At 63.6% G+C, this 17,188-nt stretch carries 27 protein-coding genes and 1 pseudogene; all 28 read right to left on the reverse strand.

Annotation, left to right across the window (positions count from 1 at the left end; genetic code table 11):
• Positions 1–984, reverse strand: a complete 984-nt coding sequence (locus L2D00_05480) for a DNA-directed RNA polymerase subunit alpha (protein WBQ14490.1) — start codon at positions 982–984, stop codon at positions 1–3.
• A gap of 142 nt (positions 985–1,126) precedes the next feature.
• Positions 1,127–1,516, reverse strand: a complete 390-nt coding sequence (rpsK, locus tag L2D00_05485; protein ID WBQ14137.1) for a 30S ribosomal protein S11 — start codon at positions 1,514–1,516, stop codon at positions 1,127–1,129.
• Positions 1,517–1,528: 12 nt separating this feature from the next.
• On the reverse strand, positions 1,529–1,897 hold the full coding sequence (rpsM, locus tag L2D00_05490; protein WBQ14138.1) for a 30S ribosomal protein S13: 369 nt from the start codon (positions 1,895–1,897) through the stop codon (positions 1,529–1,531).
• Between the two features lie 195 nt (positions 1,898–2,092).
• On the reverse strand, positions 2,093–2,659 hold the full coding sequence (locus tag L2D00_05495; GenBank protein WBQ14139.1) for an adenylate kinase: 567 nt from the start codon (positions 2,657–2,659) through the stop codon (positions 2,093–2,095).
• On the reverse strand, positions 2,656–3,975 hold the full coding sequence (gene secY, locus L2D00_05500) for a preprotein translocase subunit SecY (GenBank protein ID WBQ14491.1): 1,320 nt from the start codon (positions 3,973–3,975) through the stop codon (positions 2,656–2,658). Before secY ends, L2D00_05495 begins: the two co-directional genes overlap by 4 nt.
• Before the next feature lie 102 nt (positions 3,976–4,077).
• Complete coding sequence (gene rplO / locus L2D00_05505) at positions 4,078–4,569, reverse strand: 50S ribosomal protein L15 (protein WBQ14140.1); 492 nt, start codon at positions 4,567–4,569, stop codon at positions 4,078–4,080.
• A 30-nt stretch (positions 4,570–4,599) separates the two neighbouring features.
• On the reverse strand, positions 4,600–4,785 hold the full coding sequence (gene rpmD, locus L2D00_05510) for a 50S ribosomal protein L30 (protein WBQ14141.1): 186 nt from the start codon (positions 4,783–4,785) through the stop codon (positions 4,600–4,602).
• 12 nt (positions 4,786–4,797) lie between these two features.
• Positions 4,798–5,382, reverse strand: coding sequence for a 30S ribosomal protein S5 (gene rpsE, locus L2D00_05515; protein ID WBQ14142.1), 585 nt, complete (start codon positions 5,380–5,382; stop codon positions 4,798–4,800).
• A gap of 13 nt (positions 5,383–5,395) precedes the next feature.
• On the reverse strand, positions 5,396–5,749 hold the full coding sequence (gene rplR, locus L2D00_05520) for a 50S ribosomal protein L18 (GenBank protein ID WBQ14143.1): 354 nt from the start codon (positions 5,747–5,749) through the stop codon (positions 5,396–5,398).
• Positions 5,750–5,759: 10 nt separating this feature from the next.
• The gene (gene rplF, locus L2D00_05525) at positions 5,760–6,293 is read right to left on the reverse strand and encodes a 50S ribosomal protein L6 (GenBank protein WBQ14144.1); all 534 of its coding nucleotides are present in this window, start codon (positions 6,291–6,293) and stop codon (positions 5,760–5,762) included.
• Positions 6,294–6,308: 15 nt separating this feature from the next.
• Entirely contained in the window at positions 6,309–6,707 is a 399-nt protein-coding gene (gene rpsH, locus L2D00_05530; protein WBQ14145.1) for a 30S ribosomal protein S8, read from the reverse strand.
• A gap of 11 nt (positions 6,708–6,718) precedes the next feature.
• On the reverse strand, positions 6,719–7,024 hold the full coding sequence (gene rpsN, locus L2D00_05535) for a 30S ribosomal protein S14 (protein ID WBQ14146.1): 306 nt from the start codon (positions 7,022–7,024) through the stop codon (positions 6,719–6,721).
• A 50-nt stretch (positions 7,025–7,074) separates the two neighbouring features.
• Positions 7,075–7,635: a 50S ribosomal protein L5 gene (rplE, locus tag L2D00_05540; protein ID WBQ14147.1), complete on the reverse strand. Its 561-nt coding sequence runs from the start codon at positions 7,633–7,635 to the stop codon at positions 7,075–7,077.
• The gene (gene rplX / locus L2D00_05545; GenBank protein WBQ14148.1) at positions 7,628–7,945 is read right to left on the reverse strand and encodes a 50S ribosomal protein L24; all 318 of its coding nucleotides are present in this window, start codon (positions 7,943–7,945) and stop codon (positions 7,628–7,630) included. Before rplX ends, rplE begins: the two co-directional genes overlap by 8 nt.
• Before the next feature lie 2 nt (positions 7,946–7,947).
• The gene (gene rplN / locus L2D00_05550) at positions 7,948–8,316 is read right to left on the reverse strand and encodes a 50S ribosomal protein L14 (protein WBQ14149.1); all 369 of its coding nucleotides are present in this window, start codon (positions 8,314–8,316) and stop codon (positions 7,948–7,950) included.
• Positions 8,317–8,359: 43 nt separating this feature from the next.
• Positions 8,360–8,596: a 30S ribosomal protein S17 gene (gene rpsQ, locus L2D00_05555; GenBank protein ID WBQ14150.1), complete on the reverse strand. Its 237-nt coding sequence runs from the start codon at positions 8,594–8,596 to the stop codon at positions 8,360–8,362.
• 4 nt (positions 8,597–8,600) lie between these two features.
• A complete protein-coding gene (gene rpmC / locus L2D00_05560) occupies positions 8,601–8,804 on the reverse strand; it encodes a 50S ribosomal protein L29 (protein WBQ14151.1) in 204 nt (67 codons plus the stop codon).
• 13 nt (positions 8,805–8,817) lie between these two features.
• Entirely contained in the window at positions 8,818–9,231 is a 414-nt protein-coding gene (gene rplP, locus L2D00_05565) for a 50S ribosomal protein L16 (GenBank protein ID WBQ14152.1), read from the reverse strand.
• Between the two features lie 24 nt (positions 9,232–9,255).
• Positions 9,256–9,960 (reverse strand): 30S ribosomal protein S3, encoded by a 705-nt coding sequence (gene rpsC, locus L2D00_05570; GenBank protein WBQ14153.1) that lies wholly within the window; start codon positions 9,958–9,960, stop codon positions 9,256–9,258.
• Positions 9,960–10,340, reverse strand: a complete 381-nt coding sequence (gene rplV / locus L2D00_05575) for a 50S ribosomal protein L22 (protein ID WBQ14154.1) — start codon at positions 10,338–10,340, stop codon at positions 9,960–9,962. The genes rpsC and rplV overlap by 1 nt, the downstream gene beginning before the upstream one ends.
• 2 nt (positions 10,341–10,342) lie before the next feature.
• Positions 10,343–10,621 carry a 30S ribosomal protein S19 gene (gene rpsS / locus L2D00_05580; GenBank protein ID WBQ14155.1) on the reverse strand — a complete coding sequence of 93 codons (279 nt, stop codon included), beginning with the start codon at positions 10,619–10,621 and terminating at the stop codon, positions 10,343–10,345.
• Positions 10,622–10,633: 12 nt separating this feature from the next.
• Positions 10,634–11,470, reverse strand: coding sequence for a 50S ribosomal protein L2 (rplB, locus tag L2D00_05585; protein ID WBQ14156.1), 837 nt, complete (start codon positions 11,468–11,470; stop codon positions 10,634–10,636).
• Between the two features lie 24 nt (positions 11,471–11,494).
• Positions 11,495–11,788 carry a 50S ribosomal protein L23 gene (locus L2D00_05590; GenBank protein WBQ14157.1) on the reverse strand — a complete coding sequence of 98 codons (294 nt, stop codon included), beginning with the start codon at positions 11,786–11,788 and terminating at the stop codon, positions 11,495–11,497.
• The gene (rplD, locus tag L2D00_05595; GenBank protein ID WBQ14158.1) at positions 11,788–12,426 is read right to left on the reverse strand and encodes a 50S ribosomal protein L4; all 639 of its coding nucleotides are present in this window, start codon (positions 12,424–12,426) and stop codon (positions 11,788–11,790) included. Before rplD ends, L2D00_05590 begins: the two co-directional genes overlap by 1 nt.
• 173 nt (positions 12,427–12,599) lie before the next feature.
• Positions 12,600–13,247 (reverse strand): annotated as a pseudogene (gene rplC / locus L2D00_05600) (50S ribosomal protein L3).
• Positions 13,248–13,251: 4 nt separating this feature from the next.
• Positions 13,252–13,566 (reverse strand): 30S ribosomal protein S10, encoded by a 315-nt coding sequence (rpsJ, locus tag L2D00_05605; GenBank protein ID WBQ14159.1) that lies wholly within the window; start codon positions 13,564–13,566, stop codon positions 13,252–13,254.
• 296 nt (positions 13,567–13,862) lie between these two features.
• Entirely contained in the window at positions 13,863–15,038 is a 1,176-nt protein-coding gene (gene tuf, locus L2D00_05610; protein WBQ14160.1) for an elongation factor Tu, read from the reverse strand.
• Between the two features lie 46 nt (positions 15,039–15,084).
• Positions 15,085–17,160, reverse strand: coding sequence for an elongation factor G (gene fusA, locus L2D00_05615; GenBank protein WBQ14161.1), 2,076 nt, complete (start codon positions 17,158–17,160; stop codon positions 15,085–15,087).
• Positions 17,161–17,188 lie beyond the last annotated feature (28 nt).

Consider the following 17,188-nt stretch of genomic DNA (forward strand, 5'->3'; position numbering starts at 1 on the left):
CTAGATCTGATCCTCGTATTTTTTGGCGAGATCGTCGATGTTTTCCGGCGGCCAGTTGGGCGCTTCCATGCCGAGGTGAAGTCCCATCTGGGCCAGGACTTCCTTGATCTCGTTGAGCGACTTGCGGCCGAAGTTCGGGGTGCGGAGCATTTCCGCCTCGGACTTCTGGATCAGATCGCCGATATAGACGATGTTGTCGTTCTTCAGGCAGTTGGCCGAACGCACCGACAATTCCAGTTCGTCGACCTTCTTGAGCAGGGCCGGGTTGAAATCGAGGTCCGGCTTGTCGCTCCCTTCGGTGCGGCCCTGATTGGGCTCTTCGAAGTTCACGAATGCCTGCAGCTGGTCCTGAAGGATGCGCGCGGCATACGCGACGGCATCTTCGGGACGCAGGGAGCCATTGGTTTCGACTTCCAGGATCAGCTTGTCATAGTCCAGCACCTGGCCTTCGCGCGTGTTCTCAACGCGGTAGGCGACGCGCTTGACCGGGCTGTAGAGCGCATCCACGCCGATCAGGCCGATGGGGGCGTCTTCGGCACGGTGGTTCTCGGCCGGCACATACCCCTTGCCGGTATTGACCGTCAGCACCATGCGCACATCGGCGTCATCATCGAGGGTGCAGATCACCAGGTCCTTGTTGATCACGACGATATCGCCGGTCTCTTCAATATCGCCGGCCTTGACCTCGCCTGGACCCTTCTTTTTCAGGGTCAGGCGCTTGGGCCCCTCACCCTGCATGCGCAGAGCGACTTGTTTCAGGTTCAGCACGATGTCGGTGACATCCTCGCGCACGCCCTTGATGGAGGAGAACTCGTGCAGGACATTGTCGATCTGCACCGCCGTCACCGCCGCGCCCTGCAGCGAGGACAGCAGCACCCGGCGCAGCGCATTACCCAGAGTCGTGCCGAAGCCGCGCTCGAGCGGTTCAGCCACCAGCTTGGCGTGACGCGACGGGTCGAAGCCGGACTGAATTTCCGGCTTCATCGGGCGGATCAGTTCCTGCCAGTTTTTCTCAATCACGGACAACACCCCTTTAAGGTGGAGGGCGCGCCAGCTTCGAAAGGAAGCCGCGCGCCCGAAAACAGCGGTCTGGCCGGCGCGCGGGGATCGCGCGCCAACCCCGGCATTAGACCCGGCGGCGCTTGGGCGGACGGCAGCCATTGTGCGGGATCGGGGTCACGTCGTGGATCGTCGTGATCACCAGGCCCACAGACTGCAGCGCGCGCAGTGCGGATTCACGGCCCGAACCGGGACCGGAGACCTTCACTTCCAGCGTCTTCACGCCGTGCTCCTGCGCCTTGCGGCCCGCATCTTCAGCGGCAACCTGCGCGGCGTAGGGGGTCGATTTGCGCGAACCCTTGAAGCCCATGGTCCCGGCCGATGACCAGGAGATCGTATTTCCCTGGGCGTCGGTGATCGTGATCATGGTGTTGTTAAAGCTGGCGTTCACATGCGCCACGCCAGCGGTAATATTCTTGCGCTCGCGGCGGCGTACGCGGGACGGTTCCTTGGCCATGGCCCTCGTTCCTTATTTCTTCTTGCCAGCGATCGGCTTGGCGGGACCTTTACGCGTGCGCGCATTGGTATGGGTGCGCTGACCGCGAACAGGCAGGCCGCGCCGGTGGCGCAGGCCGCGATAGCAGCCGAGATCCATCAGGCGCTTGACGTTGACTGCCACCTCACGGCGCAGATCGCCTTCCACCATGTGATCCGCGTCGATCGTTTCGCGAATCTGGAGCACTTCAGCGTCGGTGAGCTGATTGACCCGCTTCTCGGGGGCGATGCCCACCTTGTCGCAGATCTCGGCAGCTTTCGTTGCGCCGATACCATGGATATAGCGCAGCGCGATGGTCACGCGCTTGTTGGTCGGAATGTTGACGCCGGCGATCCGTGCCACGACGCTCTCCTTGTCTCATCAGCCCACGCCCGCGAAGGAGACCGGACCGCGCAGCCAACAAAGGCGGCGGCGGATACGGCGTCTGCCCCTGCGAGCGAAGGGCGGTTCTTATAGGCACCGCACCGGTTTCGTCAACCGGGATAAGCGGCACCGCCTCAGTTTCCACCACGCCGGGGCGGTTCCCCGGCGCAGCCCTTATTCCTGGTCCAGCACGCTTGCGATGCGCGCCGAGACGGCGTCCATCGTGCCTGCGCCGTCCACATCGACCAGCTTGCCCTGAGCCTGATAGTACGGGATCAGAGCAGCCGTCTGGTCGTTATAATTCATCAGCCGGACGCGGAACGCCTCGACTGTATCGTCAGCGCGGCCCTCTTCTTCGGCGCGCTTCTGCATGCGGGCCACCAGCTCGTCCTGGTCGACGACGAGGCGCACGACCTTTTCGATCGGCGCATTGCGCCCTGCCAGCAAACCGTCCAGCGCTTCGGCCTGGGCCACGGTGCGCGGGAAGCCGTCAAAGATGGCCCCGCCAGCCGCTGCCGCCTCGTCGAGGCGCTCCTCGATCAGGGCAATCACGATCTCGTCCGAGACCAGATCACCGCGATCCATGATGCCGGCCACGCGCTTGCCCAGTTCGGTACCGGCCGCGCGTGCGGCGCGCAGCATGTCGCCGGTGGCCAGCTGAACCCAGCCGCGTTCGGCGACCAGGCGCTTGGACTGCGTGCCTTTGCCAGCGCCCGGCGGACCGAACAGGACAATGTTCATCGCTTGCGCCCCCGCAGCTTCGTCTTCTTGATCAGCCCTTCATACTGATGGGCCAGAAGGTGGGACTGGATCTGCCCGACCGTATCCAGTGTCACCGACACCACGATCAGCAGGGCCGTGCCACCGATATAAAACGGAATGGACGGGTTCTGCATGCGCAGGATTTCCGGCAGCAGACAGACAGCCGCGAGATAGGCCGCGCCGATCACCGTCAGGCGGGTCAGCACGTAGTCCAGATATTCCGCGGTGCGCTTGCCCGGCCGGATACCCGGCAGGAAGCCGCCATACTTCTTCAGGTTATCGGCCACATCGTCCGGATTGAAGGTGATGGACGTGTAGAAGAAGGTGAAGAACACGATCATCGCACCATAGAAGGCGATGAAGGCAGGTTGGCCAGGGCCGAGCAGTGCCACGATATCGCGCAGCCATGCCGGACCGGCTTGGTCGGAGAAGCCCGCAGCCGTCGCCGGCAGCAACAGAAGCGATGAGGCGAAGATCGCCGGGATCACGCCCGCCGTGTTCAGCTTGAGCGGCAGGAAGGAGGATTCGCCCCCCATCATCCGGTTACCGACCTGGCGCTTGGGATACTGGGTCAGCAGGCGGCGCTGGGAGCGCTCGATGAACACCACGAAGGCCAGAACGGCGATCAGCATGGCAATCAGAGCGACCACAAGGCCGGCATTCAACTCGCCGGTACGCCCTTGCTCCAGCGTCTGGAACAGCGCGCGCGGCATTTCCGCGATAATGCCGGCGAAAATGATCAGCGACACGCCATTGCCCACACCGCGCGCGGTGATCTGCTCACCCAGCCACAGCAGCAGCATGGTGCCACCCACCAGTGTGCTGACGGTGACCACCAGGAAGAATATCCCGGGGTTCTGCGCGATCGTGTTGCCGGTCGTCACGTCGGGCTGCTGCATCGCGATCGCGATGGCGAAACCCTGCGCGGCGGCAAGCACCACGGTGAGATAGCGCGAATACTGATTGATCTGCTTGCGGCCCTGTTCGCCGCCTTCCTTCTTCATGCGCTCGAGCGCCGGCACGGTTGCCGCCATCAGCTGCATGATGATCGAAGCGGAGATGTAAGGCATCACGTTCAGCGCGAAGATCGCCATACGCTCCACGGCACCGCCGGAGAACATGTTGAACATGCCCAGCACGCCCTGGCTTTGCTGTTCGAACAGCATCGTGAACTGAGCCATGTCCACGCCAGGCAGCGGCACATAGGTGCCAATGCGGTAAATGATCAGAACGCCGAGCGTGAACAGGAGCCGCTTTTGCAGCTCCTTGGCCCGGGCGAATGCCCCGAAATTCATGTTCGCGGCGAGTTGTTCGGCGGCTGACGCCATGGTGATCGATCACTCCCTCGCGCGAGACGCGCCGGCCCGGACGGTATCCGGGCCGGCGCCAGTCCGGCTTTACTCGGTTTCGGCTTCAGCTTTGGCGGCTTTGACCACGGTCACGGTCACAGACCCGCCCGCTTTCTCGACCGCCGCGATGGCCGGGGCAGAGCCACCAGCCACAGTCAGGGTGATCTTGGTCGTCAGATCACCGCCGCCGATCAGACGCACGCCGTCCTTGGCGCGGCGGATCACGCCGGCAGCCTTGAGCGCGGCCGCGTCGACAGGCTGGCTCGCATCGAGCCGGCCCGCGTCGATGGCGGTCTGGATGCGGCGCAGGGTGACCTCTGCATAGCGTGCCCGGTTCGGCTTGGTGAAGCCGCGCTTGGGAAGACGCTGGTGCAGCGGCATCTGGCCGCCTTCGAAACCCTTGATCGCCACGCCCGAACGGGATTTCTGGCCCTTGACGCCGCGCCCGCCGGTCTTGCCGGTGCCAGAGCCAATGCCGCGCCCGACGCGCGTGCGCTCTTTGGTAGCGCCGGGATTGTCGCGCAATTCATTCAAGCGCATAGCAATTCTCCTTCAGAAGCAGCCGGTCGGCTACTCCACGATCTCAATCAGATGGGCGACCTTGCGGATCATGCCGCGCACAGACGGCGTGTCTTCAAGCTCGCGCTCGCGCCCGATCCGGCCCAGGCCAAGGCCCTTGAGGGTCGCGGCCTGCTCAGGCGGACGCCGGGTCGAGGACCCGGTCTGGCGCACGCGAACGGTTTTGGTAGCAGCCATAACGCCCTCCTCTTAGGACTCGATCGCTTCGGGCGAACTCGCCCCGTCCTGGCGGCGCTCCACCAGATCAGCAACCTTCAGACCGCGCTTGGCGGCGATTGAACGCGGGCTGTTCTGGGCCTTCAGGGCCTGGAACGTGGCGCGCACCATGTTGTAGGGGTTCGACGAACCGGTGGATTTGGCCACCACGTCCTGAACGCCGAGCGATTCCAGCACAGCGCGCATCGGACCGCCAGCAATCACGCCGGTACCCGGAGGGGCCGAGCGCAGGATCACCTTGCCCGCTCCCCAACGCCCGTGGGCGTCATGGTGCAGGGTACGGCCTTCACGCAGCGGCACGCGGACCATCATCTTCTTGGCTTCTTCCGTCGCCTTGCGGATGGCTTCGGGAACCTCGCGGGCCTTGCCCTGGCCGAAGCCGACGCGGCCCTTCTGGTCGCCCACGATGGCGAGCGCGGCGAACTGGAAGTTCCGGCCACCCTTCACCGTCTTGGCGACGCGGTTGATCTGGACGAGCTTGTCGACCAGTTCCGGTTCCGCGTTGTCCTCGTCCCTGCGGCGGCGGTCGCGGCCGCCGCGATTGTCTTCACGAGCCATGGCGTTCGCTCCCTTAGAAGTTCAGGCCGCCCTCGCGGGCAGCGTCAGCGAGCGCTTTGACGCGCCCGTGGTACATGTAGCCGCCGCGGTCGAACACCACGTCGGTCAAGCCTTTTTCCTTCGCACGCTCGGCGACGAGCTTGCCGACGGTTTCGGCTGCGCTGACCGTGGCGCCGTTGGCTTCCTTGCCCTGTTCGAGCGAGGACGCCGCGGCGACCGTAAGGCCATTCGCATCGTCGATGATCTGCGCGTAGATATGCTTGGACGACCGGAACACGGACAAGCGCGGCCGGCCATTGGCCAGTTTGCGGATCCGGGCGCGGGTGCGCTGCGTGCGGCGGCGCATTTTCTCGGCTGAGGTTTTCATCACCAGGACCCTATTTCTTCTTGCCTTCTTTGCGGCGCACTTGCTCGGTCGCGTACTTCACGCCCTTGCCCTTGTAAGGCTCAGGCGAACGGAACCGGCGAATTTCCGCCGCAGTCTGACCAACCGCCTGAGCGTCCGGCCCTTCAATCTTGATCTCGGTCGGCTTGGGGACCGTGATCGTGATCCCCTTGCGCGGGGTGTAGATCACGTCGTGGGAAAAGCCCAAAGCCAGCTTCAGATCCGTGCCCTGCATTTGGGCACGATACCCGACGCCCACAAGCTCCAGGCTCTTCTCGAACCCGTTCGTGACGCCCAGGACCATGTTCTTCAGGCGCGCGCGGGCGGTGCCGTACATCGCCTTGGCGGTCTTGGAGTTCTCGACCGGCGCGACCTTCAGGGCACCGTCTTCATGACGGATGCTCACACTGGACGGCGCCGAAAAGCTCAGCTCGCCCTTGGGGCCCTTCACCATCACCACGCCCGAATTCACCGAGGCGGTGACGCCAGAGGGAATTTCAACAGGCAGCTTGCCTAATCTCGACATGTTAGCCTCCTGTTCCTAGCTGACGTGGCAAAGGATCTCGCCGCCGACATTCTTCGCGCGCGCAGACGTATCGCTCATCACACCCTGGGGGGTCGAGATGATGGCGATGCCCAGCCCGTTCTGAACCAGCGGCAGGTCGCGAACCTTGCGGTACTCGCGCCGACCCGGCTTCGACACGCGCTGGATCTGGGAGATCACAGGCGCGCCTTCGTAATACTTCAGCTCAATGTCGAACTGCTTGAAGCCGCGCGCGTCCACACTTTCGGTGTAGCCGCGGATATAGCCTTCATCGAGCAGAACGTCGAGCACGCGGCCGCGCAGTGCGGACGCCGGCGTGGAAACGCTGGTGCGCTTGCGCATCAGAGCGTTGCGGATGCGGGTCAGCATATCGCCGAGCGGATCGTTCACAGACATGTCCTGACCTCCTACCAGCTCGACTTGACCATGCCCGGGATCATCCCGTGGCTGGCCAGTTGACGCAGCGCGATACGCGACATCTTCAGCTTGCGGTAATACGCGCGCGGACGGCCGCTGATCTGGCAGCGGTTGCGAATGCGCGACGGCGCGGAATTACGCGGCAGGTCGGCCAGCTTCAGCTGGGCGGCGAACCGTTCTTCCACCGGTTTGGACTGGTCCCGGGCGACTGCCTTCAACGCGGCGCGGCGGGCAGCGAAACGCTCCGCCAGACGCTGACGCTTCTGGTTACGCTCGATAGCGCTCTTCTTGGCCATTCAAATCTCTCCTGCGTGCGGCGCCACCATGGTGCCGCGCTCCTGCTGCGTCAGTTCGTGAACGGGAAATCGAACTCGGCCAGCAGGGCCTTCGCTTCCTCATTGGTATTCGCGGTGGTGCACACGATGATGTCCATGCCGCGGATCTTGTCGACTTTGTCGTAGTTGATCTCCGGGAACACGATGTGCTCCTTGAGACCCATGGCGTAGTTGCCGCGCCCGTCAAAGCTCTTGCCGTTCAGGCCGCGGAAGTCACGCACCCGCGGCAAAGCCACAGTCACGAGACGGTCGAGAAACTCGTACATCCGGTCCTTGCGCAGCGTCACCTTGGCGCCGATCAGCTGGTCTTCACGCAGCTTGAAACCGGCGATCGAGGTTTTGGCCGCCGTGGCGACCGGCTTCTGACCGGAAATCATCTGCAGATCGGCCAGCGCGCCCTGGATCTTCTTGGAATCCTGGGCCGCCTCGCCAACGCCCATGTTGATCACGACCTTGTCCAGGCGCGGGATCTGCATGTCGTTGGTATAACCGAATTTTTCCTTCAGACGCGCGCGGATTTCCTCGCGGTAGCGCGTCTTCAGGCGCGGTTCGTACGTTGCGATGTCAGACATCGATCACCTCGCCGGACTTCTTGGCTACGCGCACTTTCTTGCCGTCCTTGTCCATCTTGAAGCCGACACGCGTCGCTTCACCGGTCTTCGGATCGGCCAGAGCCACGTTGGACACGTGGATGGCGGCGTCTTTCTCTTCAATTCCGCCAGCGCTTGTCTGCGTCGCGCGCTGGTGGCGCTTCACCGTGTTCACGCCCGAAACCACAACGCGGTTTTCGCTCGGAAGCACTTTGGTCACCTGACCGGTCTTGCCCTTGTCGCGACCGGCCAGGACGACGACCTTGTCGCCCTTTTTGATTTTAGCGGCCATGACTACAGCACCTCCGGCGCCAGGGAGACGATCTTCATGTGCTGCTTGGCGCGCAGCTCACGCGGCACCGGCCCGAAGATCCGGGTGCCGATCGGCTCGTTATTGTTGTTGATCAGAACAGCCGCGTTCGTGTCGAAGCGGATCACCGATCCGTCACGGCGCTTGATGTCCTTGGCGGTGCGCACGACCACGGCCTTGCGCACATCACCTTTTTTAACTCGGCCCTTGGGAGTGGCTTCCTTGATCGAGACGACGATGATGTCGCCTACGCCCGCATAGCGCCGCTTCGCGCCGCCGAGCACCTTGATGCACTGCACGCGGCGGGCGCCGGAATTATCGGCCACCTCCAGATTGGTTTGCATCTGGATCATTGGAAGGTCTCCGTTATCGGACGACCGCCCCTCAGATCAGGCTTCAGGCCTGATCGGGGACGATCTCCCACCGCTTGAGTTTCGATTTGGGCGCGCATTCCTGGATCTGGACGCGCTCGCCCACCTTGCCCACGCCATTTTCATCATGAGCGTGGTATTTCTTTGTCCGGCGCACGGTCTTGCGCAGCAGCGGATGGAGGAAGGTACGCTCAACGCGCACGATCACCGTCTTTTCCTGCTTGTCGCTGACCACGACGCCTTGAAGGATGCGCTTCGGCATAACCTCAGCTCCCCTGGGTCTGAAGCGCGCGCCGGCGCTGATCCGTCTTGATCCGGGCGATATCCCGGCGGATCTGCATAAAGCGCGCGGTGTTCTCAAGCTGGCCGGTGGCCCGCTGGAACCGCAAATTGAACTGTTCTTTCTTGAGCTTGAGGAGCGAGTCCTGAAGCTGGTCGTCGCTGAGTGCGCGCACGTCTTCGCCTGTCATCAGGGCCTCTCCCTTACTCGCCCGGACGGGTTACGACCCGGGTCTTGATCGGCAATTTGGCTGCGCCGAGGCGAAGCGCCTCGCGCGCCACATCGTCAGGCACGCCGTCAATTTCAAACATGATCCGGCCCGGCTTGACGCGGGCGGCCCAGAACTCGGGCGAGCCCTTGCCTTTACCCATCCGCACTTCGGTCGGCTTTTTCGACACCGGCACGTCGGGGAACACACGGATCCAGACCCGGCCGGCACGCTTCATGTGGCGCGTGATGGCCCGGCGGGTGGCTTCGATCTGGCGCGCGGTCACGCGCTCAGGCTCCATGGCCTTCAGCCCGTAGGAGCCGAAGTTCAACGTGAACCCGCCCTTCGCCACGCCGCTGATGCGGCCTTTGTGCGCTTTGCGGAATTTGGTGCGCTTCGGTTGAAGCATGATGGCGTCTCCCTTGTTCCGCTATTACGCCGCTTGCCGGCCCGACCGGTTGCGCTGCTCACCGGAGTCGAGCATGCGCTTTTCCTGGGCCATCGGATCGTGCTCGAGGATCTCGCCTTTGTAGATCCACACCTTGATCCCGATAATGCCCATCGCGGTCTTGGCTTCGGCGAAGCCATAATCGATATCGGCGCGCAGCGTGTGCAGCGGCACCGAGCCTTCGGAATACTTCTCGACGCGCGCGATTTCCGCGCCGCCCAGACGGCCGCCAACCATGATCTTGCAGCCCAGAGCGCCCATGCGCATCGTGGTCTGAAGCGAGCGCTTCATCGCGCGGCGGAACGCGATACGGCGCTCCAGCTGCTGGGCGATGCTCTCGGCAACCAGGGTGGCGTCCACTTCCGGCTTGCGCACCTCAACCAGGTTGAGGAACACTTCGCCGTCGACCATCTTCGAGATTTCCTTGCGGAGCTTCTCGATATCGCCGCCTTTTTTGCCGATCACCACACCCGGACGCGCCGTGTGGATAGTGATGCGGCACTTCTTGTGCGGGCGCTCGATGATGATGCGCGAGATCGACGCGGTCTTGAGCTTGTCTTTCAGGAACGCGCGGATCTTGATGTCTTCGTGCAGAAGGTCGGCGTATTCCTCGCCCTTGGCGTACCAGCGCGAATCCCAGGTCCGGTTGATACCAAGACGCAGGCCGATCGGATTGACTTTCTGACCCATCAGACGGTCTCCTCAACTTCGCGCACGACGATCGTCAGCTCGGAGAACGGCTTCAGGATTTTGGCGCCGCGGCCGCGTGCGCGGGCCCGGAAGCGCTTCATCACCAGGTTCTTGCCGACATAGGCCTCGGACACGACCAGCGAGTCGATGTCCAGACCGTGATTGTTTTCCGCATTCGCGACCGCAGACTGGAGCAGCTTCTTCACGTCCGCCGAGGCCCGCTTGCGCGAGAACTCGAGATCGTTGAGCGCACGCTCCACCTTCTTGCCGCGGATCATCGTGGCAATGAGGTTGAGCTTTTGCGGGCTGATACGCAGCATGCGCAGCTTGGCGCGCGCTTCGTTATCGGCGACCCGCCGGGGGTTCTTCGCCTGACCCATGGCTACTTCCTCTTCGCCTTCTTGTCCGCCGCGTGGCCGTAATAGGTGCGCGTCGGAGCGAACTCGCCCAGCTTGTGGCCCACCATCTCTTCCGAGACGACCACCGGGATGAACTTGTTGCCGTTATGAACCTGGAACGTCAGGCCCACGAATTGCGGCATCACCGTCGAGCGGCGCGACCACGTCTTGATCGCCTGCTTGCGCCCGGCAGAGTGCGCAGCGTCGGCTTTCTTCAGGAGGTGCCCGTCAACAAACGGGCCTTTCCAGACAGAGCGAGGCATGTGAGCCGTCCCCTAGCGTTTCTTGCGCTCGTGGCGCGAGCGGATGATGAATTTACTGGTCGATTTGTTCGACCGCGTGCGCGGACCCTTGGTCGGCTTGCCCCACGGGGTCACCGGGTGGCGGCCGCCCGAGGTGCGGCCTTCGCCGCCGCCGTGCGGGTGGTCGACCGGGTTCATGGCCACGCCGCGCACTGACGGGCGCTTGCCCATGTGACGCTTGCGGCCGGCTTTACCCAGATTGATGTTCAGATGGTCCGCGTTCGACACAGCGCCGATCGTGGCCATGCAGTCCTGGTGCACCGCGCGCAGTTCGCCACTCATCAGGCGCAGCTGGGCGTAGCCCGCATCGCGGCCAACCAGCTGGGCATAAGCGCCGGCAGACCGCGCGATCTGACCGCCCTTCAGGGGCTTCAGCTCGACATTGTGCACGATCGTACCGACCGGCATCGCCTTGAGGGGCATGGCATTGCCCGGCTTCACGTCCACACGCTCGCCGGCCAGAACCGCATCACCCACCGCCAGGCGCTGAGGCGCCAGGATGTAGGCGAGCTCGCCGTCTTCATAGCGGATCAGCGCGATGAAGGCGGTGCGGTTGGGGTCATACTCCAGACGCTCGACCGTGGCGGGCACGTCGAATTTGCGGCGTTTGAAGTCGATCACGCGATACAGGCGCTTGGCACCGCCGCCGATGCGGCGGGCGGTGATGCGCCCGGTATTGTTGCGGCCGCCCTTCTTGCGAAGGCCCTCGACGAGGGTCTTCTCCGGCTTGCCGGCATGCAGCTCGCTACGGTCCACCAGCACAAGCGCGCGGCGGCCGGGCGAGGTCGGCTTGAAGAATTTCAGAGCCATGGTCTCTCTCCTTCGTGCGCGCGTCTAGAGGCCCGTGGTGACGTCAATGGAGTGACCGTCTTCGAGGGTCACAACCGCTTTCTTGACGTCATCACGCCGGCCTTTAATGCCGCGGAAACGTTTGGTTTTGCCTTTTTGGATGAGGGTGTTCACGGCCTTAACCTTGACCTTGAACAATTCCTCGACCGCCTCGGCGATATCTTTCTTGGTCGCGTCCAGGGGCACGCGGAACACCACCTTGTTGTCTTCCGACAGAAGGGTGGATTTTTCCGTGATCACCGGCGCGATCAGAGTGTCGTAATGACGCGGAGCGGGCATCACGCAGCCTCCTGCGGCGCGAGCCGCTCGTTGATCTTGTCCAGAGCCGCACGCGTCAGCACCAGGGTGTCCCGGCGCAGCACGTCATAAACGTTCAGCCCTTGAGCGGGCAGCACGTCAATGAGCGGCACGTTGCGCGCGGCGCGCGCAAAGTTCTCGTCCAGCGTCTCGCCGTCGATGATCAGCGCATTGCTGAGCCCGAGCTTGGCGAACAGAGCGACCAGATCGCGGGTCTTGGGCGCATCAAGGCGCGCCTCGTCCAGCACGATCAGCTGATTGCCACCCGCCTTGGCCGACAGCGCATGGCGCAGGGCCAGCGCGCGGACCTTCTTGGGCAGGTCGGTAGCGTGCGAACGCACGCGCGGCCCGTGGGCCACACCGCCACCGACAAAGTTCGGGGCCGAACGCGCACCGTGACGCGCGCCGCCAGTGCCCTTCTGCTTGTACATTTTCTTGGTCGTGCGGGCGATCTCGCTGCGCTGCTTGACCTTGTGATTACCGGTCTGGCGCTGCGACAGCTGCCATTTGACGCAACGGTGCAGGAGGTCGGCGCGGATCTCGGCGATGCCGAAAATATCCGCGTTCAGCTCAACCGACCCGGCCTTGCCGGCGTCCAGCTTGACGACGTCGATCTTCATTGGTTGGACCCTTCATTCCCGGCGTCAGCCTCGGCGGCGTGGATCTGGTCTTCGGTCGGCGCGCCTTCAGAGACCATGTCAGCTTCTGCGCTGCCCGGGGGCGGCGTGTCGAGTTCTTCAGTCGGTACGGTGCGCAGACCGGCCGGATACGGCAGATCGTGTGCGCCCGCGCCTTTGACGGCGTCGCGCACTTCAACCCACGAACCGGCAGAGCCCGGAACCGCGCCCTTGATCAGGATCAGGCCACGCTCGGCGTCAACGCGCACCACTTCAAGACCTTGCGTGGTCACACGCTCGGAACCGAGATGGCCGGCCATTTTCTTGCCCTTGAACACCCGGCCCGGATCCTGGTTCTGACCGGTGGAGCCGTGGGCGCGGTGCGAGACGGACACGCCGTGCGAGGCGCGCATGCCGCCAAAATTCCAGCGCTTCATGGCGCCGGCGAAACCCTTACCGATGGTGATGCCGGCGACATCGACTTTCTGGCCCGGGACAAAGTGTTCCGCGGACAGCTCGGCACCGGCGTCAACCAGGGCGTCTTCGCTCACACGAAACTCGACCAGCTTGCGCTTGGGTTCAACCGAAGCCTTGGCGAAATGACCGCGCATGGCCTTGGTGGTGCGGCGCACTTTCGCCTTGCCCACGCCCAGCTGCAGGGCGGTATACCCGTCGCGCTCGGTGGTGCGCTGGGCGACGACCTGAATGCCGCCGTCCAGATGCAGCACGGTGACCGGTACGTGATTGCCTTCCGGCGTGAACACGCGGGTCATGCCGAGCTTCTTGGCCACAAGGCCGGTGCGCAATTTAACTGCCTGGCTCATCGCCCTACGCTCCCAGCTTGATCTCGACGTCGACGCCAGCCGACAGGTCGAGCTTCATCAGCGCGTCGACGGTCTGGGGGGTCGGGTCGACGATATCGAGCACGCGCTTGTGCGTGCGGATTTCGAACTGCTCGCGCGACTTCTTGTCGATGTGCGGGCCGCGCAGCACGGTGAACTTCTCAATGCGCGTAGGCAGCGGGATCGGCCCGCGCACGTTCGCGCCGGTGCGCTTCGCCGTCGACACGATCTCGCTGGCCGACGAATCGAGCACGCGGTGATCAAACGCCTTCAGGCGAATTCGGATATTCTGCTGCGCCATTGGTCCGGTCCCAACATGCGCAAGGGCCGCGCCAAGGGCCGGATCGCCCCCCGCAGCACTCGCGCGCCAAATTGTTTTCGCTTCAGGAGTTGCGTTTGCCCTCAAAGGGCACAGCCAACTCGTCAGAGGGAGGGTGGATACTCCCACCTGCCCCGCCCGTCAACACCTACCATCCAGATTGCTGCGTCCCGGCGGGGGCTTGTGCAGCACCTTCAGCAGATGCGTTCCACTCAGAACGCAGCGCGGCCCGGCTTTGGGGGCCGGGCCGCGTCGCATAGCGTCAGGGACGGTGCCGATTACTCGACGATCTTGGCCACCACGCCGGCACCCACGGTGCGCCCGCCTTCACGGATGGCGAAGCGCAGCTTCTCTTCCATCGCGATCGGGGTGATCAGCTCGACATTGATCTCGACATTGTCGCCCGGCATCACCATCTCGGTGCCGTCCAGAAGGCTCACCACACCCGTCACGTCCGTCGTGCGGAAGTAGAATTGCGGACGGTAATTGGTGAAGAACGGCGTGTGACGGCCACCCTCTTCCTTGGTCAGGATATAGGCCTCGGCCACGAACTTCTTGTGCGGCTTGATCGTGCCCGGCTTGCACAATACCTGGCCGCGCTCCACGCCCTCGCGGTCAACGCCGCGCAGCAGAACGCCCACATTGTCGCCCGCCTGGCCCTGGTCGAGCAGCTTGCGGAACATCTCGACACCCGTGCAGATCGTCTTCTTGGTGTCGCGCAGGCCCACAATCTCGATCTCGTCGCCCACTTTCACGATGCCGCGCTCGACACGCCCCGTCACCACCGTGCCACGGCCCGAAATGGAGAACACGTCCTCGATCGGCATCAGGAAGGGCTGGTCAATGGCACGCTCCGGGGTCGGGATGTACTCGTCCACAGCCGCCATCAGCGCACGGATCTGATTCTCGCCGATCTCGGGCTGCGTACCGTTCATGGCGTGCAGCGCCGAGCCCGCAATGATCGGAATGTCGTCGCCCGGGAAGTCGTAGGACGACAGAAGCTCGCGAACCTCCATCTCCACCAGCTCCAGAAGCTCGGCGTCGTCGACCTGGTCAACCTTGTTCAGGAACACAACCAGAGCCGGCACACCCACCTGACGGGCCAGCAGAATGTGCTCGCGCGTCTGCGGCATCGGGCCGTCCGCCGCGTTCACAACCAGGATCGCGCCGTCCATCTGCGCCGCGCCCGTGATCATGTTCTTCACATAGTCCGCGTGGCCCGGGCAGTCGACGTGCGCATAGTGACGGCCCGGCGTCTCGTACTCGACGTGCGCCGTCGAGATCGTGATCCCGCGCGCCTTCTCTTCCGGCGCACCGTCAATCTGGTCATACGCACGGAACTCGCCGAAATACTTCGTAATCGCAGCCGTCAGCGTCGTCTTGCCATGGTCAACGTGACCAATCGTGCCAATGTTGACGTGCGGCTTGTTACGCTCAAACTTACCCTTGGCCATTGTCTTGTCCTGTTCTTCTCTGGTTGCTCTCGACGGCGCGAAGCCGTCAGGCGATCTTGGAGATCACATCCTCGGCCACGGCCTGCGGCACGGGCTCGTAGTGATCAAATTGCATGGTGAACTGGGCGCGGCCCTGAGTGGCCGAACGCAGGTTGTTCACGTACCCGAACATGTTCGCCAGCGGCACCATGGCGTTCACCACCGTGGCATTGCCGCGCATCTCCTGGCCCTGGATCTGGCCGCGCCGGGAGTTCAGGTCGCCGATCACCGACCCGGTATAGTCGTCCGGGGTGACCACTTCGACCTTCATGATCGGCTCGAGGAGCTTCATGCGCAGGTTCGACTTGGCTTCGCGCAGGGCAGCACGGGCCGCGATCTCGAACGCCAGCACGCTGGAGTCCACATCGTGATAGGCACCGTCGAGCAGGGTCGCGGTGAAATCGATCACCGGGAAGCCGGCCAGCAGGCCGTTCTCGCGCACCGAATTGATGCCCTTTTCCACGCCCGGCACGTATTCCTTCGGCACCGAGCCGCCGACCACCTTGGACTCGAAGGCATAGCCCGAGCCCGGCTCGCCCGGCGCGAAGCGCACCTTGATGCGGGCGAACTGGCCGGTACCGCCGGTCTGCTTCTTGTGGGTGTAGTCGATCTCGTAAGCCTGACCCAGCGTCTCGCGATAGGCCACTTTGGGCTGGCCGACATTGGCCTCGACCTTGAACTCGCGGCGCATGCGGTCAACCAGGATGTCCAGGTGCAGCTCGCCCATGCCGGCAATGATGGTCTGGCCGGATTCCTCGTCGGTCTTGACGCGGAAGGACGGGTCCTCCGCCGCCAGACGCGCCAGCGCCATGCCGAGCTTTTCCTGGTCGCCCTTGGATTTCGGCTCGATGGCGATCTCGATCACCGGCTCGGGGAACTCCATGCGCTCCAGAATGACCGGAGAGGCCGGGTCGCACAGCGTGTCACCCGTGGTGGTGTCTTTCAGGCCCGCAATGGCGACGATGTCACCAGCGAAGGCCTCCTTGATGTCTTCACGCGAATTGGCGTGCATGAGCAGCATGCGGCCGACGCGTTCCTTCTTGTCCTTCACCGTGTTCAGCACCGAGGTGCCGGTGGTGATCTGGCCCGAATAGATGCGGCAGAAGGTCAGCGAGCCCACGAACGGGTCGTTCATGATCTTGAAGGCCAGCATGGACAGCGGCGACGCGTCCGAGGACTGGCGCTCGATCTCGGCCTCGGTGCGCGGGTCGATGCCACGAATGTTCAGCACGTCCACCGGCGAGGGCAGATAATCCACCACCGCGTCCAGCAGCGGCTGCACGCCCTTGTTCTTGAACGCCGTGCCACACAGCACCGGGTTGAAGGCCAGCTGCAGCGTGCCCAGACGGATCAGGCGCTTCAGGGTCGCGATGTCGGGCTCGGTGCCTTCAAGATAGGCCTCCATGACCGTCTCATCGAGCTCCACCAGAGTCTCGACGAGGTACTCGCGGTACTCGGCGGCCTTGTCGGCCATGTCGGCGGGGACGTCTTCCTCACGCCAGGTGGCACCCAGGTTTTCCGATTCCCAGATCAGCGCCTTCATGGTGAGAAGGTCAATGCAGCCAGCGAAGTCGCTTTCCGACCCGATCGGCAGCTGGAGGCAGAGCGGCTTGGCGGCCAGGCGCTCCTTGATCATGTCGACGCAGCGGTAGAAATCGGCGCCCAGCTTGTCCATCTTGTTGACGAACACCATGCGCGGGACCTTGTACTTGTCCCCCTGGCGCCAGACCGTTTCGGTCTGGGGCTCCACACCGGCATTGGCGTCCAGCAGCGCCACGGCGCCGTCCAGAACGCGCAGGCTGCGCTCGACTTCAATCGTGAAGTCCACGTGGCCGGGCGTGTCGATGATGTTCAGGCGCTTGTCTTTCCAGAAGCACGTCGTGGCCGCAGACGTGATCGTGATGCCGCGCTCCTGCTCCTGCTCCATCCAGTCCATGGTCGCGGCGCCGTCGTGGACTTCGCCGATCTTGTGGGACTTGCCGGTGTAGAAGAGGATCCGTTCGGTCGTCGTGGTCTTGCCCGCATCGATGTGGGCCATGATGCCGAAATTGCGGTAGTCCTCGATCTTGTAGTCGCGGGCCATGGGGAGTGTCCTTCAGGAACAAAGAATA

Source organism: Hyphomonadaceae bacterium BL14, from assembly GCA_027627705.1.
GTDB lineage: Bacteria > Pseudomonadota > Alphaproteobacteria > Caulobacterales > Maricaulaceae > Oceanicaulis.